At 63.2% G+C, this 19,999-nt stretch carries 24 protein-coding genes and 1 pseudogene; 14 read left to right on the forward strand and 11 right to left on the reverse strand.

Annotation, left to right across the window (positions count from 1 at the left end; genetic code table 11):
* Nucleotide 1 precedes the first annotated feature (1 nt).
* Nucleotides 2-1,441, forward strand: coding sequence for a metalloprotease TldD (tldD, locus tag FQ664_RS05185; protein WP_144170682.1), 1,440 nt, complete (start codon nucleotides 2-4; stop codon nucleotides 1,439-1,441).
* A 69-nt stretch (nucleotides 1,442-1,510) separates the two neighbouring features.
* Here the strand turns inward: tldD and yjgA are convergent, their stop codons facing one another.
* Entirely contained in the window at nucleotides 1,511-2,032 is a 522-nt protein-coding gene (gene yjgA, locus FQ664_RS05190) for a ribosome biogenesis factor YjgA (protein ID WP_144170683.1), read from the reverse strand.
* Between the two features lie 109 nt (nucleotides 2,033-2,141).
* Here yjgA and pmbA point away from each other — a divergent pair, with 109 nt between their 5' ends.
* Together pmbA and FQ664_RS27725 are read left to right on the forward strand one after the other, a co-directional pair.
* Nucleotides 2,142-3,488, forward strand: a complete 1,347-nt coding sequence (gene pmbA / locus FQ664_RS05195) for a metalloprotease PmbA (RefSeq protein WP_144170684.1) — start codon at nucleotides 2,142-2,144, stop codon at nucleotides 3,486-3,488.
* 85 nt (nucleotides 3,489-3,573) lie between these two features.
* Nucleotides 3,574-3,678 (forward strand): annotated as a pseudogene (locus tag FQ664_RS27725) (hypothetical protein); the annotation flags it as partial.
* Between the two features lie 183 nt (nucleotides 3,679-3,861).
* On the opposite strand, the gene FQ664_RS05205 reads toward FQ664_RS27725, so the two are convergent.
* The 10 genes from FQ664_RS05205 to FQ664_RS05250 all read right to left on the reverse strand — a co-directional run bounded on the left by FQ664_RS05205 (nucleotide 3,862) and on the right by FQ664_RS05250 (nucleotide 10,875).
* The gene (locus tag FQ664_RS05205) at nucleotides 3,862-4,134 is read right to left on the reverse strand and encodes an HPr family phosphocarrier protein (protein WP_144170686.1); all 273 of its coding nucleotides are present in this window, start codon (nucleotides 4,132-4,134) and stop codon (nucleotides 3,862-3,864) included.
* Between the two features lie 19 nt (nucleotides 4,135-4,153).
* On the reverse strand, nucleotides 4,154-5,008 hold the full coding sequence (gene rapZ, locus FQ664_RS05210; RefSeq protein WP_144170687.1) for an RNase adapter RapZ: 855 nt from the start codon (nucleotides 5,006-5,008) through the stop codon (nucleotides 4,154-4,156).
* A 2-nt stretch (nucleotides 5,009-5,010) separates the two neighbouring features.
* Nucleotides 5,011-5,475 (reverse strand): PTS IIA-like nitrogen regulatory protein PtsN, encoded by a 465-nt coding sequence (gene ptsN / locus FQ664_RS05215; RefSeq protein ID WP_144170688.1) that lies wholly within the window; start codon nucleotides 5,473-5,475, stop codon nucleotides 5,011-5,013.
* A gap of 12 nt (nucleotides 5,476-5,487) precedes the next feature.
* Entirely contained in the window at nucleotides 5,488-5,796 is a 309-nt protein-coding gene (gene hpf, locus FQ664_RS05220; protein WP_003255135.1) for a ribosome hibernation-promoting factor, HPF/YfiA family, read from the reverse strand.
* Nucleotides 5,797-5,875: 79 nt separating this feature from the next.
* On the reverse strand, nucleotides 5,876-7,369 hold the full coding sequence (locus FQ664_RS05225; protein WP_144170689.1) for an RNA polymerase factor sigma-54: 1,494 nt from the start codon (nucleotides 7,367-7,369) through the stop codon (nucleotides 5,876-5,878).
* A 176-nt stretch (nucleotides 7,370-7,545) separates the two neighbouring features.
* Nucleotides 7,546-8,271 (reverse strand): LPS export ABC transporter ATP-binding protein, encoded by a 726-nt coding sequence (lptB, locus tag FQ664_RS05230; RefSeq protein ID WP_087502546.1) that lies wholly within the window; start codon nucleotides 8,269-8,271, stop codon nucleotides 7,546-7,548.
* Nucleotides 8,272-8,796: a lipopolysaccharide transport periplasmic protein LptA gene (gene lptA / locus FQ664_RS05235; protein ID WP_063911362.1), complete on the reverse strand. Its 525-nt coding sequence runs from the start codon at nucleotides 8,794-8,796 to the stop codon at nucleotides 8,272-8,274.
* Nucleotides 8,783-9,355: an LPS export ABC transporter periplasmic protein LptC gene (lptC, locus tag FQ664_RS05240; protein WP_144170690.1), complete on the reverse strand. Its 573-nt coding sequence runs from the start codon at nucleotides 9,353-9,355 to the stop codon at nucleotides 8,783-8,785. The genes lptA and lptC overlap by 14 nt, the downstream gene beginning before the upstream one ends.
* A gap of 8 nt (nucleotides 9,356-9,363) precedes the next feature.
* Complete coding sequence (locus tag FQ664_RS05245) at nucleotides 9,364-9,888, reverse strand: KdsC family phosphatase (protein WP_144170691.1); 525 nt, start codon at nucleotides 9,886-9,888, stop codon at nucleotides 9,364-9,366.
* 12 nt (nucleotides 9,889-9,900) lie between these two features.
* Nucleotides 9,901-10,875 (reverse strand): KpsF/GutQ family sugar-phosphate isomerase, encoded by a 975-nt coding sequence (locus FQ664_RS05250; RefSeq protein WP_144170692.1) that lies wholly within the window; start codon nucleotides 10,873-10,875, stop codon nucleotides 9,901-9,903.
* A 248-nt stretch (nucleotides 10,876-11,123) separates the two neighbouring features.
* Between FQ664_RS05250 and FQ664_RS05255 the strand changes: the two genes are divergently transcribed.
* From FQ664_RS05255 to FQ664_RS05305, 11 genes are all read left to right on the forward strand, one after another.
* The gene (locus FQ664_RS05255; RefSeq protein ID WP_144170693.1) at nucleotides 11,124-11,933 is read left to right on the forward strand and encodes an ATP-binding cassette domain-containing protein; all 810 of its coding nucleotides are present in this window, start codon (nucleotides 11,124-11,126) and stop codon (nucleotides 11,931-11,933) included.
* Nucleotides 11,933-12,730 (forward strand): lipid asymmetry maintenance ABC transporter permease subunit MlaE, encoded by a 798-nt coding sequence (gene mlaE, locus FQ664_RS05260; RefSeq protein WP_063911366.1) that lies wholly within the window; start codon nucleotides 11,933-11,935, stop codon nucleotides 12,728-12,730. The genes FQ664_RS05255 and mlaE overlap by 1 nt, the downstream gene beginning before the upstream one ends.
* Nucleotides 12,730-13,215: an outer membrane lipid asymmetry maintenance protein MlaD gene (gene mlaD, locus FQ664_RS05265; protein WP_016485045.1), complete on the forward strand. Its 486-nt coding sequence runs from the start codon at nucleotides 12,730-12,732 to the stop codon at nucleotides 13,213-13,215. The genes mlaE and mlaD overlap by 1 nt, the downstream gene beginning before the upstream one ends.
* Before the next feature lie 9 nt (nucleotides 13,216-13,224).
* On the forward strand, nucleotides 13,225-13,872 hold the full coding sequence (locus FQ664_RS05270; protein WP_144170694.1) for an MlaC/ttg2D family ABC transporter substrate-binding protein: 648 nt from the start codon (nucleotides 13,225-13,227) through the stop codon (nucleotides 13,870-13,872).
* Nucleotides 13,869-14,171 carry an STAS domain-containing protein gene (locus tag FQ664_RS05275; protein ID WP_144170695.1) on the forward strand — a complete coding sequence of 101 codons (303 nt, stop codon included), beginning with the start codon at nucleotides 13,869-13,871 and terminating at the stop codon, nucleotides 14,169-14,171. Before FQ664_RS05270 ends, FQ664_RS05275 begins: the two co-directional genes overlap by 4 nt.
* 117 nt (nucleotides 14,172-14,288) lie before the next feature.
* Complete coding sequence (locus FQ664_RS05280) at nucleotides 14,289-14,528, forward strand: BolA family protein (protein WP_003255121.1); 240 nt, start codon at nucleotides 14,289-14,291, stop codon at nucleotides 14,526-14,528.
* Nucleotides 14,529-14,551: 23 nt separating this feature from the next.
* Nucleotides 14,552-15,817 (forward strand): UDP-N-acetylglucosamine 1-carboxyvinyltransferase, encoded by a 1,266-nt coding sequence (murA, locus tag FQ664_RS05285; protein ID WP_144170696.1) that lies wholly within the window; start codon nucleotides 14,552-14,554, stop codon nucleotides 15,815-15,817.
* A 119-nt stretch (nucleotides 15,818-15,936) separates the two neighbouring features.
* Entirely contained in the window at nucleotides 15,937-16,572 is a 636-nt protein-coding gene (gene hisG / locus FQ664_RS05290) for an ATP phosphoribosyltransferase (RefSeq protein ID WP_144170697.1), read from the forward strand.
* 134 nt (nucleotides 16,573-16,706) lie between these two features.
* Nucleotides 16,707-18,032, forward strand: coding sequence for a histidinol dehydrogenase (gene hisD, locus FQ664_RS05295; protein WP_144170698.1), 1,326 nt, complete (start codon nucleotides 16,707-16,709; stop codon nucleotides 18,030-18,032).
* Nucleotides 18,033-18,034: 2 nt separating this feature from the next.
* The gene (hisC, locus tag FQ664_RS05300; RefSeq protein ID WP_144170699.1) at nucleotides 18,035-19,081 is read left to right on the forward strand and encodes a histidinol-phosphate transaminase; all 1,047 of its coding nucleotides are present in this window, start codon (nucleotides 18,035-18,037) and stop codon (nucleotides 19,079-19,081) included.
* 267 nt (nucleotides 19,082-19,348) lie between these two features.
* Nucleotides 19,349-19,999 (forward strand): FadR/GntR family transcriptional regulator, encoded by a 651-nt coding sequence (locus tag FQ664_RS05305; protein WP_144170700.1) that lies wholly within the window; start codon nucleotides 19,349-19,351, stop codon nucleotides 19,997-19,999.

Genomic DNA, 19,999 nt, shown 5'->3' on the forward strand with positions numbered 1-19,999 from the left:
TATGAGCCAGATGTTATCCACCGTCAGCGAGCAGCTCCTGGCCCCAGGCGGCTTGACCCTGGACAGCCTGCAGAGCGTGCTGGGTGAGTTGGCTGGCCCCGGCATCGATGCCGCCGACCTGTATTTCCAGGGCCAGATCTCGGAAACCTGGGCGCTGGAAGACGGCATCGTCAAAGAGGGCAGTTTCAACCTCGACCAGGGCGTGGGCGTGCGTGCCCAGTCCGGTGAAAAGACCGGCTTTGCCTACAGCAACGCGATCAACCTTGAAGCGCTGACCTCGGCAGCCCGCGCCGCCCGTTCGATCTCGCGTGCCGGGCAGAACGGCAAGGTACAGGCCTTCCGCAGCCAGGACGTGGCCGCCCTTTATTCGGCGGACAACCCGCTGGATGTGCTCAGCCGTGCCGAGAAGGTCGAGCTGCTCAAGCGTGTTGACGCCGCCACCCGTGCCCTGGACCCGCGTATCCAGCAGGTCAGTGTGAGCATGGCTGGGGTCTGGGAGCGCATCCTGATCGCTGCGGCCGATGGCAGCCTGGCTGCCGACGTGCGCCCGCTGGTGCGCTTCAACGTCAGCGTCATCGTCGAGCAGAACGGCCGCCGCGAGCGTGGCGGGCACGGTGGTGGTGGGCGTACCGACTACCGCTTCTTCACCGAAGAACGGGTCATGGGCTATGCCCGCGAAGCGCTGCGCCAGGCCGTGGTGAACCTGGAGGCGATCCCGGCGCCGGCCGGTACCCTGCCGGTGGTGCTGGGTTCGGGCTGGTCAGGCGTGCTGCTGCACGAGGCTGTCGGCCATGGCCTGGAAGGTGACTTCAACCGCAAGGGCAGTTCGGCGTTCAGCGGCCGCATTGGCGAGAAAGTGGCGTCGAGCCTGTGCACCATTGTCGACGACGGCACCCTCGAAGGCCGCCGTGGTTCGCTGAGCGTGGACGACGAAGGTACCCCGACCGAGTGCACCACGCTGATCGAGAACGGTGTGCTCAAGGGTTACATGCAGGACAAGCTGAACGCGCGCCTGATGGGCATGGCGGTGACTGGCAACGGCCGCCGTGAATCCTATGCGCACCTGCCGATGCCGCGCATGACCAACACCTACATGCGTGCCGGCGAAAGCGACCCGCAGGAAATCATCGCTTCGGTGAAGAAGGGCATCTACTGCGCCAACCTCGGCGGTGGCCAGGTGGACATCACCAGCGGCAAGTTCGTGTTCTCGACCAGTGAGGCCTACCTGATCGAAGACGGCAAGATTACCGCGCCGGTGAAGGGGGCGACCCTGATCGGCAATGGTCCGGAGGCGATGAGCCGGGTGTCGATGGTCGGTAACGACCTGGCGCTGGACAGTGGGGTGGGGACGTGCGGCAAGGACGGGCAGTCGGTGCCGGTCGGGGTTGGGCAGCCAACCTTGAAGCTGGATGCGATTACCGTGGGCGGTACCGGGGCGTGATGGCTTCGGCGACCGTTGTGGGAGCGTGCATGCCCGCTCCCACAGGGCCGCAAAGCGGCCCCAGGGCGATCAGCGTAACCCGCGCTGCAACTCGTCGAGGTCGCGGATGTACTTGAACACCTTGCGCGCAGCGGCAGGCGGCTTGTTCCGCGCCTTCTCGTGCTGGGCATGGCGCACCAGCGAGCGCAGCTGCTGGCGGTCGGTGTCGGGGTACTCGTTGACGAAGCGCTCGAGGTCTTCGTCGTTACCGTCGATCAGCCGGTCGCGCCAGCGCTCCAGGTTGTGGAAGCGCTCGTTGTACTGGCGGGTCGAGCTGTCCATCTGTTCGAGCAAGGCGTGGATGGCATCCAGGTCCTGCACGCGCATCAGCTTGCCGACAAACGACATGTGGCGTTTGCGGGCACCGTGAGCGGTGTGCTTGCTGGCTTCGGCCAGGGCCTTGCGTAGCTCGTCGGTCAACGGCAGGAGGGCCAGGGTATCGGCCTTGAGCGTGGTAAGGCGCTCGCCGAGTTCGACCAGCGCATGCAACTCGCGCTTGATCTGGGTTTTGCTTTTTTCGCCGTCGAAGGCGTCGTCGTTTGAATCAACCATGGTGGCAGTCCGCTAGAAATCGCCGCCATGATAACCAGTCGGGGGCCGCTTGTCCGGCCCGGTCGTAGAATGACCCCAAGCCGTACGCAGAATTTGAGTGGAGAGAACCATGAGTGCAGTCCAGAGCGTAGGTCCCAAGGACCTGCCAGCATTGCAGGAGCAGGTCGAGGCAATCATCGCCGAAGCTCGCCGCCAGGGGGCCAGTGCCTGCGAAGTGGCAGTGTCGCTGGAGCAGGGCCTGTCCACCACGGTACGCCAGCGTGAGGTCGAGACGGTCGAGTTCAACCGCGACCAGGGCTTTGGCATCACCCTCTATGTGGGGCAGCGCAAAGGCTCGGCCAGCACCTCGGCCAGTGGCCAGGACGCGATCCGCGAAACCGTCGCCGCTGCCTTGGCGATTGCTAAACATACCTCCGAGGACGAATGTTCCGGGCTGGCCGATGCAGCGCTGATGGCCCGCGAGATCCCGGACCTGGACCTGTACCATGACTGGAACCTCGAGCCGGAAAAGGCCATCGAGATGGCCCTGGCCTGCGAGGCGGCGGCGTTCGACGCCGACCCGCGTATCCTCAATGCCGACGGCACCACCCTCAATACCCATCAGGGCTGCCGCGTGTATGGCAACAGCCATGGCTTCATCGGTGGCTACGCCTCGACCCGGCACAGCCTGAGCTGCGTGATGATCGCCGAAGGCGACGGGCAGATGCAGCGTGACTACTGGTACGACGTGAACCGCCAGGGCAACCTGCTGGCCGACCCGCGTAGCATCGGCGTACGCGCTGCCCAGCGTGCCGCGAGCCGCCTGGGGGCGCGGCCGGTGCCGACCTGCGAGGTGCCAGTGCTGTTCTCGGCCGAGCTGGCTGGTGGCCTGTTCGGCAGCTTCCTGTCGGCCATCTCCGGCGGCAACCTGTACCGCAAATCCTCGTTCCTGGAGGGGACCATTGGCCAGCGCCTGTTCCCTACCTGGCTGACCCTTGACGAGCGTCCGCACATTCCGCGGGCACTGGGCAGTGCCGCATTCGATGGCGATGGCCTGGCTACCTATGCCAAGCCGTTCGTCGACAAGGGCGAGCTGGTGTCGTACCTGCTGGGTACCTATTCCGGGCGCAAGCTGGGCTTGCCAAGCACGGCCAACGCCGGCGGCGTGCACAACCTGTTCGTCAGCCACGGTGTCGAAGACCAGGCGGCGCTGATCCGGCGCATGGGCCGCGGGCTGCTGGTGACCGAGCTGATGGGCCATGGCCTGAACATGGTAACGGGGGATTATTCCCGCGGTGCGGCGGGGTTCTGGGTCGAGAATGGCGAGATCCAGCATGCGGTGCAGGAAGTGACCATTGCCGGAAACATGAAAGACATGTTCCAGCAGATTGTCGCGATTGGCAGCGATCTTGAAACCCGCAGCAACATCCACACCGGGTCGGTGTTGATCGAGCGGATGACTGTGGCAGGTAGCTGATTCATCGCCTGTACCGGCCTCTTCGCGGGCAAGCGCGCGAAGAGGCCGGTACAGGCGATAGCGAATTATCTATGAAAGACCCGGCTTCGAGCTGAATGTGGTAGTGCCGGTGATCGCTCGAACCCTGCTGGAGAGCATCGAACTGATGGCCAACTTCAGTCGCCTGCTGGCCGACAAGGCCATCGCCAGCGGTCCGCGTACCCTGTGGGGCTTTAGCCGCGAAGAAGCCATCGCGGTGGATGGCACCGGCTGCGCGCCGGTGTTCGCGGCTAAAGCCGCTCCCACAGGTCCCTGCTAATTCAATGAGCTATGTGCAGTTCCAGGAAAGCTGGTTTGCCGGCGATAGGATCGGTGCAGTTCCGGCTTGGATGGATCATTCGCCTTCATCAAAGAAGTTGTTGATCAGCTCGACCAGCGCTGCCATGGCAGCGTCGTCCTGCTCACCTTCGGTATGCAGGTGCACTTGGGTGCCCTTGCCGGCCGCCAGCATCATCACTGCCATGATGCTCTTGCCATCCACCAGCTTGTCCGGCGCACGGCCAACCCTGACCTGGCAGGGGAAGCGCCCGGCAACGCCGACGAACTTGGCTGCCGCCCGGGCATGCAGACCCAGCTTGTTGATGATGGTTATTTCACGGGCGGGCATCGTGGGGTGGATCCTTGGGCTAGAGGTCGCGGTGGCGGACCTGGACGTTTTTCAGGGATTGCTGCAGCAACTGGCCAAGGCGTTCGGTGATATACACCGAGCGGTGGTGGCCGCCGGTGCAGCCAATCGCAATGGTGACGTAGGCACGGTTGCTGGCGGCGAAGCGGGGCAGCCACTTGAGCAGGTAGCTGGAAATGTCGTTGAACATCTCTTCGACATCCGGCTGTGCGGCCAGGTAGTCGATCACTGGTTGGTCGAGGCCGGAGTGCTCACGCAGTTCGGGCTTCCAGTAGGGGTTGGGCAGGCAGCGCACATCGAACACCAGGTCGGCATCGACCGGCATTCCGCGCTTGAAGCCGAACGACTCGACCAGGAACGCGGTGCCAGGCTCGGGCTGGTTGAGCAGGCGCAGCTTGATCGAATCACGCAGCTGGTACAGGTTCAGGCTGGTGGTGTCGATCTTCAGGTCGGCCAGGTCTGCAATCGGCCCCAGCAATTCGCTTTCCACCCGAATCGCTTCCGCCAGCGAGCGGTTGGCGTTGGTCAGCGGGTGGCGCCGGCGGGTTTCCGAGAAGCGCTTGAGCAGCATGTCTTCGTCGGCATCCAGGTACAGTACGTCGCACTGGATATGCCGGGCGCGGGCTTCTTCGAGCAGTTCGGGGAAACGTGTCAGGTGGCTGGGCAGGTTGCGCGCGTCGATCGACACGGCGACCTTGGGTTGCTGCAACTCGGTGTTGATCAGCGCATTTTCCGCCAGCTGCGGCAGCAGCCCGGCGGGCAGGTTATCAATGCAGTAGAAACCGCTGTCTTCCAGGACATCGAGGGCGGTGCTCTTGCCGGAGCCGGACCGGCCGCTGACGATGATCAGGCGCATGTTCAGTGCTCGTTCTGTACGTCCAGGACAACCTGGAACAGGGCCTTGCTGCTGGTGGCCGCACGCAGGCGATCACGGACCTCCTTGCGATCGAGCATGCTGGCAATCTGGCGCAGCAGTTCCAGATGGGCATCGGTGGCGGCTTCTGGTACCAGCAGGACGAACAGCAGGTCCACCGGCGCGCCATCGATGGCGTCGTAGTCGATAGGGGCTTCCAGGTGCAGCAGGGCGCTGACCGGAGCGGAACATCCTTCAAGCCGGCAGTGGGGGATGGCGATGCCATTGCCGAAACCGGTCGAACCGAGTTTTTCCCGGGCGACCAGTTTTTCGAAGACATCCTGCATCTCCAGTTCTGGCACTTGTTCGGCGATGACGGTGGCGACCTTTTCCAGGGCGCGCTTCTTGCTGCCGCCCGGCACGTTCACGAGGGAACGGCCGGGGGTCAGGATGGTTTCAAGTCGGATCATGGATGAGGGGGATCAGCGGGCAGCTGCACCTTGCAGCAGGCTTTGCTGTTTTTCCTTGTGTTTTTTCAGTTGGCGGTCGAGCTTGTCGGCCAAGGCGTCGATCGCTGCATACATGTCTTCGTGTTCGGCGTTGGCAACCACTTCGCCGCCGGGGATCTGCAAGGTCGCCTCGACCTTCTGCTGCAGCTTCTCGACTTTCATGATGACCTGCACGTTGGTGATCTTGTCGAAGTGACTTTCCACGCGAGCGAGCTTTTCAAGCACATAATCGCGCAGTGGTTGGGTGACTTCTACATGCTGTCCACTGATATTGACTTGCATACAGCTTCTCCTTTGTTGCCCGTGCATAAAGAGGCAGGTCTTGCACCTGCCCCACAAACGCTGTGGCACATCTCAGGGGCTACATCAGTCGCTTGCGCTCGCTCGACGGTGCGATGCCGAGGGACTCGCGGTACTTGGCGACGGTGCGACGGGCTACCTGGATGCCTTGTGCCTCCAGTAAACCAGCGATCTTGCTGTCACTCAATGGCTTTTTCTGATTTTCCGCCGCAACCAGTTTCTTGATGATCGCGCGGATCGCCGTGGACGAGCATTCTCCGCCTTCGGAGGTGCTGACGTGGCTGGAGAAAAAGTATTTCAGTTCGTAGATGCCACGCGGCGTGTGCATGTACTTTTGCGTGGTAACCCGCGAAATGGTCGACTCGTGCATGCCCACCGCTTCGGCAATGTCATGCAGCACCAACGGCTTCATCGCTTCGTCGCCGTGGTCGAGGAAGCCGCGCTGATGCTCGACGATCTGCGTGGCCACCTTCATCAGGGTTTCGTTGCGGCTTTGCAGGCTCTTGATGAACCAGCGTGCTTCCTGCAGCTGGTTGCGCATGAAGGTATTGTCGGCGCTGGTGTCGGCCCGGCGCACGAACCCGGCGTACTGCGGGTTGACGCGCAGGCGCGGGATGGCCTCCTGGTTCAGTTCCACCAGCCAGCGGTCGCTGTCCTTGCGCACGATGACGTCGGGCACCACGTACTCAGGCTCGCTGGACTCGATCTGCGAGCCGGGGCGCGGGTTGAGGCTTTGTACCAGCTCGATGACCTGGCGCAGCTCGTCTTCCTTGATTTTCATGCGACGCATCAGCTGGCTGTAGTCACGGCTGCCGAGCAGGTCGATGAAATCGGTGACCAGGCGCTTGGCTTCGGTCATCCACGGGGTGCTGGCGGGCAGCTGGCGCAGTTGCAGCAACAGGCATTCGCCCAGGCTGCGGGCGGCGACGCCGGCAGGCTCGAACTGCTGGATGCGGTGCAGCACCGCTTCGACCTCGTCCAGCTCGATATCCAGCTCCGGGTCAAAACCGGCGCAAATTTCTTCGAGGGTGTCTTCCAGGTAGCCCTGGCCGTTGATGTTGTCGATCAGGGTGACGGCGATCAGGCGGTCGGTGTCGGACATCGGTGCCAGGTTCAGTTGCCACAGCAGGTGGCTTTGCAAGCTTTCGCCGGCCGATGTGCGGGTGGTGAAGTCCCACTCGTCATCGTCGTTGCTCGGCAGGCTGCTGGCACTGGTCTGGTAGATGTCTTCCCAGGCGGTGTCGACCGGTAGTTCGTTGGGGATACGCTCGCTCCACTCACCGTCTTCCAGGGTGTCGGCACTGATGGTGCTTTCCTGGAAGCTGTTGTCCTGGGCTTCGGCGGCCGGCTTGTTCTCGGCGTTGTCCGCCATCGGGTCGCTGTTGTCGAAGTCGTCGCCGTCTTCCTGACGTTCGAGCATAGGGTTCGACTCCAGCGCTTCCTGGATTTCCTGTTGGAGGTCCAGAGTGGAGAGCTGGAGCAGGCGGATGGCCTGTTGCAACTGCGGTGTCATCGTCAGTTGCTGGCCCATTTTTAGGACGAGCGATGGTTTCATGGCTGGGGCTTAATACCTTGTTCGCCGGCGCGCATGCGCCATCCACTACACGAGGGCGCCGGGGCGCCAGATCAAGCAAGTTTTATGCCTTAAATTGTAGCGTTTGCCTAGAGCACTGTAACAACTTTACCGCCGGTTCCGGGGCGATTTGCCAGTACTCCAGGCGCGTGCCGGGCTCAGAGCCGGAACTCGTGGCCCAGGTAAACCTCTTTGACCAGGTCGTTGGCCAGGATGGTTTCGGCGTCGCCTTCGGCGATCAGTCGGCCATCATTGACGATATAGGCGGTTTCGCAGATATCCAGGGTCTCGCGCACGTTGTGGTCGGTGATCAGTACACCGATGCCCTTGGCCTTGAGGTGGTGGATGATCTGCTTGATGTCGCCGACCGAGATCGGGTCGACACCGGCGAACGGTTCGTCCAGCAGGATGAACTTGGGCGCGGTGGCCAGCGCGCGGGCAATTTCCACGCGGCGGCGCTCGCCGCCGGACAGGCTCATGCCGAGGTTGTCGCGGATGTGGCTGATGTGGAACTCTTGCAGCAGCCCTTCCAGTTCTTTGCGCCGGCCTTCGCGGTCGAGGTCCTTGCGGGTCTCGAGGATGGCCATGATGTTGTCGGCCACCGACAGCTTGCGGAAGATCGAGGCTTCCTGCGGCAGGTAGCCGATGCCGGCGCGCGCGCGCCCGTGCATGGGCTGGTGGCTGACATCGAGGTTGTCGATCAGCACGCGCCCCTGCTCGGCCTGGACCAGCCCGACGATCATGTAGAAACAGGTGGTCTTGCCGGCGCCGTTGGGGCCGAGCAGGCCGACGATCTGGCCGCTGTCGATCGACAGGCTGACGTCACGTACGACTTGCCGCCCCTTGTAGCTCTTGGCCAGGTGCTGGGCTTTGAGGGTTGCCATTTACTCGGCCTTCTTCTTGGGCTGGATCACCATGTCGATACGCTGACGCGGCGAGGTCACGTTGCCACCACGACCGGCGGTCGCCACCTGGGTCTGGGTGTTGTAGACGATCTTCTCGCCTTCGGTGGTGTTGCCTTCGTTCTCGACCTTGGCGCGGTCGGTGAGGATCACCAGGTCCTTCTGCGACTGGTACTGGATGGTCACGCCCCAGCCTTTCATCTTGTCCGGCTTGGCCGCGCTCTGCTGCTGCTCGAAGTAGGCCAGGTTGCCCACCGAGGTCACCACGTCGATATCGCCGGAGGCGGAGCGGGTGATGGTCACGGTGTTGCCTTTGATCATCATCGAACCCTGGGTGATGATCACGTCGCCGGTGTAGGTGGCCACGCCCTGCTTGTCGTCCAGGTGGGCGTTGTCGGCCTGGATGCGGATAGGCTGGTCACGGTCGTTCGGCAGGGCGAGGGCGCTCGCGCTTCCCAGTGCTGCGCTCAGGCTGAGCAAAAGGGGGAGGGTTTTAACGAGCCTCATACTGTCCTCTTACGTTAGAGAGCAAGTCCATCTTGCCTTCTTTCAAATACGCTTTCATTCCTTTGCCCGTAGTTGTGCCACCGGCGCCGTCGATTCTAACGGCTTGCTCGGTCTGCGCATATTGCTTCTGCGGGAACACGGTCATGCGTGAGCTGGTAATGATCATTTCGCGCTGCTTTTCGTCGGTGCGGGCAACCCGGACCTTGTCGATCAGTTCGACCTCGCTGCCGTCCGGGTTGACCTCGGCGCGGGTGCTCTGCACGTGCCACGGGTATTCGGTGCCGCGGTACAGGTGCAGGTCCGGCGTGGTCAGCAGGGTGATTTCGCTGGCCTTGAGGTGTTCGACCTTGTCGGCGGTCATTTCGTACTGCAGCTTGCCGTCGGGCAGGAACTGCACACTGTGGGCGTTGACCGCGTAGTAGTCGATGGCGCTTTCGTCGACCTGGGCTACCGGCTTGTCGAGGAAGCTTTCCGGGCTGACATTCCAGTAGCCGATCGCCGCCAGCAGGGCGGCGATCACCGCGAGCAGCGCAATGTTGCGGGCTTTCTTGCTGAACATGGGCAGCCTTACAGATAGTTGGCGTTGGCAGCGTCCAGGGTGCCCTGGGCCTGCATGATCAGTTCGCAGAATTCACGGGCCGCGCCTTCGCCGCCACGTGCCTGGGTCACGCCATGGGCGTGCTGGCGAACGAACGGCGCGGCGTTGGCCACCGCCATGCCCAGGGCGACCCGGCGAATCACTGGCAGGTCGGGCAGGTCGTCGCCCAGGTAGGCCACTTGAGCATAGCTCAGGCCCAGTTCGGCGAGCAGGCCGTCCAGCACCACCAGTTTGTCCTCGCGGCCCTGGTACAGGTGCGGGATGCCGAGGTTCTTCGCCCGGCGCTCGACCACCGGGGTCTTGCGCCCGCTGATGATCGCGGTAGTCACGCCCGAGGCCATGAGCATCTTGATGCCCTGGCCGTCGAGGGTGTTGAAGGTCTTGAACTCGCTGCCGTCCTCGAGGAAGTACAGGCGCCCGTCGGTGAGCACGCCGTCCACGTCGAACACTGCCAGCTTGATGTGCCTGCCGCGTTGCATGAGGTCCTGGTTCATTCCATCGCTCCTTTACATTACGCCGGCGCGCAGCAGGTCGTGCATGTTCAGGGCACCGGTCGGGCGGTCCTCGCGGTCCACCACCACCAGGGCGCCGATCTTGTGGTCTTCCATGATCTTCAGGGCCTCGGCCGCGAGCATTTCGGCGCGGGCCGTCTTGCCGTGTACGGTCATGACCTGGTCGATCAGGGTGGTGTGGACGTCGATGTTGCGGTCCAGGCTGCGGCGCAGGTCGCCGTCGGTGAAGATCCCGGCCAGCTTGCCGTCGGCTTCGACGATCACGGTCATGCCCAGGCCTTTGCGGGACATTTCAAGGAGTGCGTCCTTGAGCAGGGTGCCGCGGGGTACCTGGGGCAGTTCGTCGCCGGCGTGCATCACGTTCTCCACCTTGAGCAACAGGCGGCGGCCCAGCGCACCACCCGGGTGCGAGAAGGCAAAGTCCTCGGCGGTAAAGCCGCGGGCTTCGAGCAGGGCAATGGCCAGCGCGTCGCCCAGCACCAGCGATGCGGTGGTGGAGGAGGTGGGGGCCAGGTTCAGCGGGCAGGCCTCTTGCTCGACGCCGGCGTCGAGGTTGACCTCGGCAGCCTGGGCCAGGGGTGAGTCCGGATTGCCGGTCAGGCTGATCAGCTTGATGCCCAGGCGCTTGATCAGCGGCAGCAGGGTGACGATTTCGGCGGTGCTGCCGGAGTTCGACAGGGCCAGGATGACATCATCGCGGGTGATCATGCCCATGTCGCCATGGCTGGCTTCGGCCGGGTGCACGAAAAACGCCGGTGTGCCGGTGCTGGCCAGGGTGGCGGCGATCTTGTTGCCGATGTGCCCGGACTTGCCCATGCCGACCACGACGACCCGGCCCTTGCTGGCCAGGATCAGTTCGCAGGCCTTGACGAAATTGTCGTCGATGCGCGCCAGCAGGGCCTCTACGGCCTCGAGTTCCAGGCGCAGGGTGCGTTGGGCGGATTGGATCAGCTCGCTGGATTGGCTCATGTCGAAAAAGCAATGCCTGATGAAAAGGCGGCGATTATAGCTGCAATGAAAGAAACCCTCACGCTTTCGATTGCCTTGGCGAATGTCTCGCCAGCCTGTCGCGGGGCTGAACGACTCGTTAGCCGACCTTGGGGCAGCGCTGTCAGCGGTGCTATAGTTCGCCGCTATTCGGCCTGCCAGGGGCGCTTGTGCCTTCCAGATGGAGGCCGACGTCCATTAGGACGAGGCTGCACCAGCAAGGAGTCTAGATGAGTGTGGATAGCGCCTACGCGGTCGAGTTGAAGGGGGTTACCTTCAAACGCGGTTCGCGCAGCATTTTCAGCAATGTCGACATTCGCATCCCGCGCGGCAAGGTCACCGGTATCATGGGGCCATCGGGTTGCGGCAAGACCACGTTGCTCCGCCTGATGGGCGCGCAGCTGCGCCCTTTCAGCGGTGAGGTCTGGGTTGCCGGGCAGAACCTGCCGACGCTGTCGCGCAGCGACCTGTTCGACGCCCGCAAGCAAATGGGGGTGCTGTTCCAGAGCGGCGCGCTGTTCACCGATCTCGATGTGTTCGAGAACGTCGCGTTCCCGCTGCGTGTGCACACCCAGCTGTCGGACGAAATGATCCGCGATATCGTGCTGATGAAGCTGCAGGCCGTGGGGCTGCGCGGTGCCATCGACCTGATGCCCGACGAACTGTCCGGCGGCATGAAACGGCGTGTGGCGCTGGCCCGGGCGATTGCCCTGGACCCGCAGATTCTCATGTACGACGAACCGTTCGTCGGCCAGGACCCGATCGCCATGGGCGTATTGGTGCGCCTGATCCGCCTGCTCAACGATGCCCTGGGTATCACCAGCATCGTCGTATCCCACGACCTGGCGGAAACCGCCAGCATCGCCGACTACATCTATGTGGTAGGTGATGGCCAGGTGCTGGGCCAGGGGACGCCTGACGAGCTGATGGGCTCGGACAACCCGCGCATTCGCCAGTTCATGAAGGGCGACCCGGACGGCCCGGTACCTTTCCACTTCCCTGCGCCTGACTACCGCGCCGACTTGCTGGGGGCGCGTTGATGCGCAGAAAATCCTTACTCGAACGTGTACGCCTGCTGGGCCGCTCGGCAATCGACGTGCTGGCGGTGCTGGGGCGCTCCTGCCTGTTCCTGTTCCATGCGCTGATCGGCCGCGGCGGCATCGGTGGCGGCTTCCAGCTGCTGATCAGGCAGCTGTACTCGGTAGGCGTGCTGTCACTGGCGATCATCGTCGTGTCCGGGGTGTTCATCGGCATGGTGCTGGCGCTGCAGGGCTTCAGCATCCTGACCAAATACGGCTCGGAGCAGGCGGTGGGGCAGATGGTCGCCCTGACCCTGCTGCGTGAACTCGGCCCGGTGGTGACGGCGTTGCTGTTCGCCGGCCGTGCCGGTTCGGCGCTGACCGCCGAAATCGGCAACATGAAATCCACCGAGCAGTTGTCGAGCCTGGAAATGATCGGCGTCGACCCACTCAAATACATCGTCGCGCCGCGCCTGTGGGCCGGCTTCATCTCGCTACCGTTGCTGGCGCTGATTTTCAGCGTGGTCGGCATCTGGGGGGGCTCGTGGGTGGCGGTGGACTGGCTGGGCGTCTACGAGGGCTCGTTCTGGGCCAACATGCAGAACAGTGTTTCGTTCACCGACGACGTGCTCAACGGGCTGATCAAGAGCCTGGTATTCGCCTTCGTCACGACCTGGATCGCCGTATTCCAGGGGTACGACTGTGAGCCCACCTCAGAAGGGATCAGCCGTGCCACCACCAAGACCGTGGTCTATGCCTCGTTGGCAGTGCTGGGTCTGGACTTTATTCTGACCGCCTTGATGTTTGGAGATTTCTGATGCAAAACCGCACCCTGGAAATCGGTGTCGGCCTGTTCCTCCTGGCCGGGATTCTGGCGCTGCTGCTGCTGGCCCTGCGTGTCAGCGGGCTGTCGGCCAGCCCGAGCAGCGATACCTATAAAGTTTATGCCTACTTCGACAATATCGCCGGTTTGACGGTCAGAGCTAAAGTGACCATGGCCGGCGTGACCATCGGCAAGGTTACCGCCATCGATCTGGACCGTGATTCCTACACCGGTCGGGTGACGCTGCAACTGGACAAGTCGGTGGACAACCTGCCGACCGACTCCACTGCCTCGATCCTGACCGCCGGGTTGCTTGGCGAGAAGTACATCGGCATCAGCGTGGGCGGTGAAGACCAGGTGCTCAAGGATGGCGCGACCATTCACGACACCCAGTCGGCGCTGGTGCTGGAAGATCTGATTGGCAAGTTCCTGCTCAACTCCGTTGGCAAGGAACCGAAAGAAGCGCAACCGGCTAATTAAGGAGTTTCCATGATTTCCATCCTGCGACGTGGCCTGCTGGTCCTGCTGGCGGCCTTCCCCCTGCTGACCATGGCTGCGCAGACGCCACACGATGTGGTTCAGGGCACCACCACTGAACTGCTGGGCGACCTCAAGGCCAACAAGGAACAGTACAAGTCCAACCCCAACGCCTTCTACGATGCGCTGAACCGCATCCTCGGGCCGGTGGTGGACGCCGACGGTATTTCCAGGAGCATCATGACCGTCAAGTTCTCGCGCAAGGCCAGTCCTGAGCAGATGCAGCGCTTCCAGGAAAACTTCAAGCGCAGCCTGATGCAGTTCTACGGCAACGCCCTGCTCGAGTACAACAACCAGGGCATCACCGTCGACCCGGCCAAGGCTGATGACGGCAAGCGTGCCAGCGTTGGCATGAAGGTGACCGGCAACAACGGTGCGGTGTATCCGGTGCAGTACACCCTGGAAAACATCGGTGGCGAGTGGAAGGTGCGTAACGTGATCGTTAACGGCATCAACATCGGCAAGCTGTTCCGCGACCAGTTCGCCGACGCCATGCAGCGCAATGGCAACGACCTGGACAAGACCATCGACGGCTGGGCCGGCGAAGTGGCCAAGGCCAAGCAGGCCGCCGACAACTCGCCAGAGAAGACCGTCAAATGAGTGAGGCCGGTGTAAGCATGGCCGAGCCGGGCGTGCTGCGCCTTGCCGGCGTGCTGGACTACCGCAGCGGGCCGCTCCTGCGCAAGCAGGGCAAGGCGCTGATCGTGGCCTGCCGCGAGGCGCAGCTGGTGCTCGATTGCTCGGCAGTGCAGCGCTCCACCAGTGTCGGCCTGTCGTTGCTGCTGGCCTTCATGCGCGATGCCCAGGCCACCGGCAAGGGCTGCCAGGTGCGCAGCATGCCTGATGACATGCGGGAAATTGCCGAGGTCTATGACCTCGATGAAGTGCTGGCAACCTGATGGCCAGGCACGAGTGATGGCCCCTCGGTCAGCGAAGCCTTCGTTGGGCTTCGCAGGCGAGGGGCTTTTTTGTATGATGGCCGACCCGTGCGCATCGGGCGCCGATTGAGGTTGAGCATGCAGGCCGTAGAAGTTAAAAGCTTCCTTGAAGAGAAATTGCCGGGTTCCCGGGTCGAAGTTGAAGGCGAAGGCTGCAACTTCCAGTTGAACGTGATCAGCGACGAGTTGGCTGGCCTGAGCCCGGTCAAACGCCAGCAGGCGATCTATGCTCACCTGAATCCGTGGATCGCCAATGGCAGCATCCATGCGGTAACCATGAAATTTTTCAGCAGCGCAGCCTGGGCTGAGCGCACCTGAGCCAACGTGGCGGCGAGACTCCAATGGACAAACTGATTATTACTGGCGGTGCTCGCCTTGATGGCGAGATCCGCATTTCGGGCGCGAAGAACGCAGCCCTGCCGATTCTGGCGGCGACCCTGCTCGCCGACGGCCCGGTCACCGTGGGCAATCTGCCGCACCTGCACGACATCACCACCATGATCGAGCTGTTCGGCCGCATGGGCATCGAGCCGGTGATCGACGAAAAGCTGGCGGTGGAGATCGATCCACGCACCATCAAGACCTTGGTCGCGCCTTACGAGCTGGTCAAGACCATGCGCGCCTCGATCCTGGTGCTGGGGCCGATGGTCGCCCGTTTCGGCGAGGCCGAAGTGGCCCTGCCTGGCGGTTGCGCCATTGGCTCGCGCCCGGTCGACCTGCACATCCGTGGCCTCGAGGCCATGGGTGCGAAGATCGAAGTCGAAGGCGGCTACATCAAGGCCAAGGCGCCTGAGGGTGGCCTGCGCGGTGCGCACTTCTTCTTCGACACCGTCAGCGTGACCGGTACCGAGAACATCATGATGGCCGCTGCCCTGGCCAACGGCCGCAGCGTGCTGCAGAACGCCGCGCGTGAGCCGGAAGTGGTCGACCTGGCCAACTTCATCAACGCCATGGGCGGCAAGGTCCAGGGCGCTGGTACCGACACCATCACCATCGATGGCGTCGCGCGCCTGCACTCGGCCAACTACCGCGTGATGCCGGACCGTATCGAGACCGGCACATACCTGGTTGCCGCTGCCGTGACCGGTGGCCGCGTCAAGGTCAAGGACACTGACCCGACCATCCTTGAAGCGGTCCTGGAAAAGCTCAAGGAAGCCGGCGCCGACATCAACGCCGGCGAAGACTGGATCGAGCTGGACATGCATGGCAAGCGGCCGAAAGCCGTCAACCTGCGTACCGCTCCGTACCCGGCGTTCCCGACCGACATGCAGGCGCAGTTCATCTCGCTCAACGCCATTGCCGAAGGTACTGGCGCGGTGATCGAGACGATCTTTGAAAATCGCTTCATGCACGTTTACGAAATGCACCGCATGGGCGCGCAGATCCAGGTCGAAGGTAACACTGCCATCGTCACTGGCGTCAAGGCGCTGAAGGGGGCCCCGGTAATGGCCACCGATCTGCGTGCTTCCGCCAGCCTGGTGCTGTCGGCGCTGGTAGCCGAAGGCGATACCCTGATCGACCGCATCTACCACATCGACCGTGGTTACGAGTGCATCGAAGAAAAACTGCAGATGCTGGGCGCGAAGATCCGTCGCGTACCGGGCTAGTCGTCTGCCAGGCACGGTCTGTGGGGGGCTTGCCCGCTCCCACAGGATGTGCCTAACGAATTGAATGCGGTCGGGCTCAACGCCCGGCCGGCAGTAGCCGCTTAAGGACCGACGTTCCAATGTTGACCATCGCGCTTTCCAAAGGCCGTATTCTCGACGATACCCTGCCGTTGTTGGCCGAGGCCGGTATCGTGCCGACCGAGAACCCGGACAAGAGCCGCAAACTGATCATCCCCACCACCCAGGACGATGTGCGCCTGCTGATCGTGCGTGCCACCGACGTGCCGACCTATGTCGAGCATGGTGCCGCCGACCTGGGTGTGGCCGGCAAGGATGTGCTGATGGAGTACGGCGGCCAGGGCCTGTACGAGCCCCTGGACCTGCAGATTGCCTGTTGCAAGCTGATGACCGCTGGCGTAGTCGGTGCACCCGAGCCCAAGGGCCGTTTGCGGGTGGCTACCAAGTTCGTCAACGTAGCTAAGCGCTACTACGCCGAACAGGGCCGCCAGGTCGACATCATCAAGCTGTACGGTTCGATGGAGCTGGCACCGCTGATCAACCTTGCCGACAAGATCATCGATGTGGTCGACACCGGCAACACCCTGCGTGCCAACGGCCTGGAGCCCCAGGAACTGATCGCCACGATCAGCTCGCGCCTGGTGGTCAACAAGGCCTCCATGAAAATGCAGCACGCCCGTATCCAGAGCCTGATCGACACGCTGCGCGGAGCGGTCGAAACGCGACACCGCGGCTGACTCTCTACCTCCTGCGCGCGGCCTTCGCTGTCGCGCCCGTCTATCCGCGTCATAGCCATTTTTCTCGGGTGCCCGCGCGGATGGACTGGTAGCCTAGGGCGCCTGAGCATTCGCCAATCATCGAGGCCCTCGCCATGACCGTGTCCACTGCAATTGCCCGTCTCAACGCTGCTGATCCGGATTTCGCCCGACATCTGGATCATCTGCTGAGCTGGGAAAGTGTGTCCGATGACGCGGTCAACCAGCGCGTGCTCGACATCATCAAGGCCGTGCGTGAGCGCGGTGATGCGGCATTGGTGGAATTCACCCAGCGTTTCGATGGTGTCGATGCCAAGTCGATTGACGAGCTGATCCTCAATCGCGAGCGCCTGGAGCTGGCCCTGACCCGCATTACCCCGGCCCAGCGCGAAGCCCTGGAAAAGGCCGCCAATCGTGTGCGCATGTACCACGAGCGGCAGAAGCAGGACTCCTGGCAGTACACCGAAGCCGATGGCACCGTGCTCGGCCAGAAGGTCACCCCGCTGGACCGCGCCGGCCTGTATGTGCCGGGTGGCAAGGCGTCGTACCCGTCGTCGGTGCTGATGAACGCCATCCCGGCCAAGGTTGCCGGCGTGGCCGAAGTGGTGATGGTGGTGCCGACCCCGCGTGGTGAGGTCAACGAGCTGGTGCTGGCGGCTGCCTGCATTGCCGGTGTCGACCGTGTGTTCACCGTTGGTGGCGCCCAGGCTGTTGCCGCGCTGGCCTACGGTACCGAAAGCGTGCCGCAGGTGGACAAGATCGTCGGCCCCGGCAACATCTACGTCGCCACCGCCAAGCGCCACGTGTTCGGCCAGGTCGGTATCGACATGATCGCCGGTCCGTCGGAAATCCTCGTGGTGTGCGACGGCCAGACCGACCCTGACTGGATAGCCATGGACCTGTTCTCCCAGGCCGAGCACGATGAAGATGCCCAGGCCATTCTGGTCAGCCCCGATGCCGCGTTTCTCGACCGCGTTGCCGCCAGCATCGAAAAACTGCTGCCGACCATGGAACGTGCCGAGATCATCGAGAAGTCGATCAATGGCCGTGGCGCGCTGATCCAGGTGCGTGACATGCAGCAGGCCATGGAAGTGGCCAACCGCATCGCACCGGAGCACCTGGAGCTGTCGGTGGCCGACCCGCAGGCCTGGCTGCCGCACATCCGCCACGCTGGCGCGATCTTCATGGGCCGCCACACCAGCGAAGCGCTGGGCGACTACTGCGCCGGCCCCAACCACGTGCTGCCGACTTCGGGCACCGCGCGTTTCTCCTCGCCGCTGGGGGTGTATGACTTCCAGAAGCGTTCGTCGATCATTTTCTGTTCCGAGCAGGGCGCGTCCGAGCTGGGCCACACCGCCTCGGTCCTGGCCCGTGGCGAGTCGCTGACCGCCCACGCCCGCAGCGCTGAATACCGCATCCTGACCCAAGAGAAGGGGAACTGAGCATGAGTCGATTCTGGAGCCCCTTCGTCAAGGACCTGGTGCCTTACGTGCCGGGCGAGCAGCCCAAGCTGACCCGCCTGGTCAAGCTGAACACCAACGAAAACCCCTATGGCCCGTCGCCCAAGGCGCTGGAAGCCATGCGCGGCGAGCTGAACGACAACCTGCGCCTGTACCCGGACCCGAACGGCGACCGGCTGAAGCAGGCGGTGGCCGAGTACTATGGCGTGACCCCGGCGCAAGTGTTCGTCGGCAACGGCTCGGACGAGGTCCTGGCGCACATCTTCCACGGCCTGTTCCAGCACGACGCACCGCTGCTGTTCCCGGACATCAGCTACAGCTTCTATCCGGTCTACTGCGGCCTCTACGGTATCGCCTTCGAACAGGTGGCGCTGGACGAACAGTTCCAGATCCGCATCGAGGACTACAACAAGCCCAACGCCGGCATCATCTTCCCCAACCCCAACGCGCCGACCGGCTGCCTGATGCCGCTGCAGGCGGTGGAGCAGTTGCTGCAGGCCAACCGTGATTCGGTGGTGGTGGTCGATGAAGCCTACATCGACTTCGGTGGCGAAACGGCCATCAGTTTGGTGGACCGTTACGACAACCTGCTGGTCACCCAGACCCTGTCGAAGTCGCGCTCGCTGGCCGGGCTGCGGGTTGGCCTGGCGGTGGGCCACCCGGACCTGATCGAGGCACTGGAGCGGATCAAGAACAGCTTCAACTCTTACCCGCTGGACCGTGCGGCGATCGTCGGCGCGGCGGTGGCGTTCGAAGACCGCGAGTACTTCGAGGAAACCTGCCGCAAGGTGATCGACAGTCGCGAGGTATTGGTCGGGCAGCTGCGGGCCAAGGGCTTCGAAGTGCTGCCGTCGGCGGCCAACTTCATCTTCGCCCGCCATCCGCAGCAGGATGCCGGTGAGCTGGCTGCACGCCTGCGCGAGCAGGGCGTAATTGTGCGCCACTTCAAGCAGCCACGCATTGCCCAGTTCCTGCGTATCACCATCGGCACGCCAGAGATGAACCAGGCGCTGCTTGATGCGTTGAACTGACGGTATCGTCGCCGCTTCCCCGGGGTATCAGGCCCTGGGGAAGCACCTTTCTTTACTGCCTGTGCTGGCCTCATCGCCGGCAAGCCGGCTCCCACAGGTACTGCACATGGCTTGAGGTCGCTGCGGTCAAGGTCGGAGCTGCCTGTGCCGGCGATTGCATCAGCACAGGCAGCGCAGCGGCATCTTCTTCAATAACTGCTCTCTCAATGACAAACGCCTTGTTCGCTAGTAAGCTACGCCAATTCATCGGATGATTGGTTGAGTAGCATGAGTACAGAACTGACCAAGCGTTCCCTTGTCGATCTGGCCGTCGAGCGCATGCGCGAGCGCATCGTGCTGGGCGACTGGCAGGTCGGTCAGCGCCTGCCGACCGAGCCGGAACTGGCCCTGCAGCTGGGCATCAGCCGCAACACTGTGCGCGAAGCCATGCGCGTGCTGGCGTTCAGTGGCCTGGTGGAAATTCGCCAGGGCGACGGCAGCTACCTGCGTACGGCCCAGGACCCACTGCAGGCGGTGCAGGCGATGTCCCGCTGCACACCCGAGCAGGCCCGTGAAACCCGGCACATCCTCGAAGCCGAGGCCATCGGTCTGGCAGCGCTGCGCCGTACCGACGCCGACCTGCAAGCGCTGCGTGCTGCCCTGGCCAGCAGTGCCGGGCATTTTCACGGTGATGTCGATGCTTATGTGGCCTGCGACCTGGTGTTTCACCAGCGGCTGGTCGATGCCGCCCATAACCCGGCCTTGAGTGAGCTGTACCGGTACTTTTCCGGGGTGGTGGCGACCGCGCTGCAGCGCAACATGGCGACCGTGCCACGCTGCCAGGCCACGTTCGACCTGCATGGGCAGATCCTTGCCGCCATCGAGCAACGCGATGCGGAGCGGGCCAAGCGCCTGAGCCGTACCCTTATCGAATCCTGA

This window comes from Pseudomonas persica (genome assembly GCF_900291015.1).
Taxonomy (GTDB): Bacteria; Pseudomonadota; Gammaproteobacteria; order Pseudomonadales; family Pseudomonadaceae; genus Aquipseudomonas.

Bases quoted from the DNA above. Each gene is read 5' to 3' on its own strand.
- FQ664_RS05275 (WP_144170695.1), top strand. From the start codon at position 13,869: ATGAGTGAGGCCGGTGTAAGCATGGCCGAGCCGGGCGTGCTGCGCCTT.
- FQ664_RS05270 (WP_144170694.1), top strand. From the start codon at position 13,225: ATGATTTCCATCCTGCGACGTGGCCTGCTGGTCCTGCTGGCGGCCTTC.
- hpf (WP_003255135.1), bottom strand. From the start codon at position 5,796: ATGCAAGTCAATATCAGTGGACAGCATGTAGAAGTCACCCAACCACTG.
- pmbA (WP_144170684.1), top strand. From the start codon at position 2,142: ATGAGTGCAGTCCAGAGCGTAGGTCCCAAGGACCTGCCAGCATTGCAG.
- hisC (WP_144170699.1), top strand. From the start codon at position 18,035: ATGAGTCGATTCTGGAGCCCCTTCGTCAAGGACCTGGTGCCTTACGTG.
- tldD (WP_144170682.1), top strand. From the start codon at position 2: ATGAGCCAGATGTTATCCACCGTCAGCGAGCAGCTCCTGGCCCCAGGC.
- ptsN (WP_144170688.1), bottom strand. From the start codon at position 5,475: ATGATCCGACTTGAAACCATCCTGACCCCCGGCCGTTCCCTCGTGAAC.
- lptC (WP_144170690.1), bottom strand. From the start codon at position 9,355: ATGTTCAGCAAGAAAGCCCGCAACATTGCGCTGCTCGCGGTGATCGCC.
- murA (WP_144170696.1), top strand. From the start codon at position 14,552: ATGGACAAACTGATTATTACTGGCGGTGCTCGCCTTGATGGCGAGATC.
- yjgA (WP_144170683.1), bottom strand. From the start codon at position 2,032: ATGGTTGATTCAAACGACGACGCCTTCGACGGCGAAAAAAGCAAAACC.
- FQ664_RS05225 (WP_144170689.1), bottom strand. From the start codon at position 7,369: ATGAAACCATCGCTCGTCCTAAAAATGGGCCAGCAACTGACGATGACA.
- FQ664_RS05205 (WP_144170686.1), bottom strand. From the start codon at position 4,134: ATGCCCGCCCGTGAAATAACCATCATCAACAAGCTGGGTCTGCATGCC.
- FQ664_RS05305 (WP_144170700.1), top strand. From the start codon at position 19,349: ATGAGTACAGAACTGACCAAGCGTTCCCTTGTCGATCTGGCCGTCGAG.
- lptB (WP_087502546.1), bottom strand. From the start codon at position 8,271: ATGGCAACCCTCAAAGCCCAGCACCTGGCCAAGAGCTACAAGGGGCGG.
- FQ664_RS05255 (WP_144170693.1), top strand. From the start codon at position 11,124: ATGAGTGTGGATAGCGCCTACGCGGTCGAGTTGAAGGGGGTTACCTTC.
- rapZ (WP_144170687.1), bottom strand. From the start codon at position 5,008: ATGCGCCTGATCATCGTCAGCGGCCGGTCCGGCTCCGGCAAGAGCACC.
- mlaE (WP_063911366.1), top strand. From the start codon at position 11,933: ATGCGCAGAAAATCCTTACTCGAACGTGTACGCCTGCTGGGCCGCTCG.
- lptA (WP_063911362.1), bottom strand. From the start codon at position 8,796: ATGAGGCTCGTTAAAACCCTCCCCCTTTTGCTCAGCCTGAGCGCAGCA.
- FQ664_RS05280 (WP_003255121.1), top strand. From the start codon at position 14,289: ATGCAGGCCGTAGAAGTTAAAAGCTTCCTTGAAGAGAAATTGCCGGGT.
- mlaD (WP_016485045.1), top strand. From the start codon at position 12,730: ATGCAAAACCGCACCCTGGAAATCGGTGTCGGCCTGTTCCTCCTGGCC.
- hisG (WP_144170697.1), top strand. From the start codon at position 15,937: ATGTTGACCATCGCGCTTTCCAAAGGCCGTATTCTCGACGATACCCTG.
- FQ664_RS05245 (WP_144170691.1), bottom strand. From the start codon at position 9,888: ATGAACCAGGACCTCATGCAACGCGGCAGGCACATCAAGCTGGCAGTG.
- hisD (WP_144170698.1), top strand. From the start codon at position 16,707: ATGACCGTGTCCACTGCAATTGCCCGTCTCAACGCTGCTGATCCGGAT.
- FQ664_RS05250 (WP_144170692.1), bottom strand. From the start codon at position 10,875: ATGAGCCAATCCAGCGAGCTGATCCAATCCGCCCAACGCACCCTGCGC.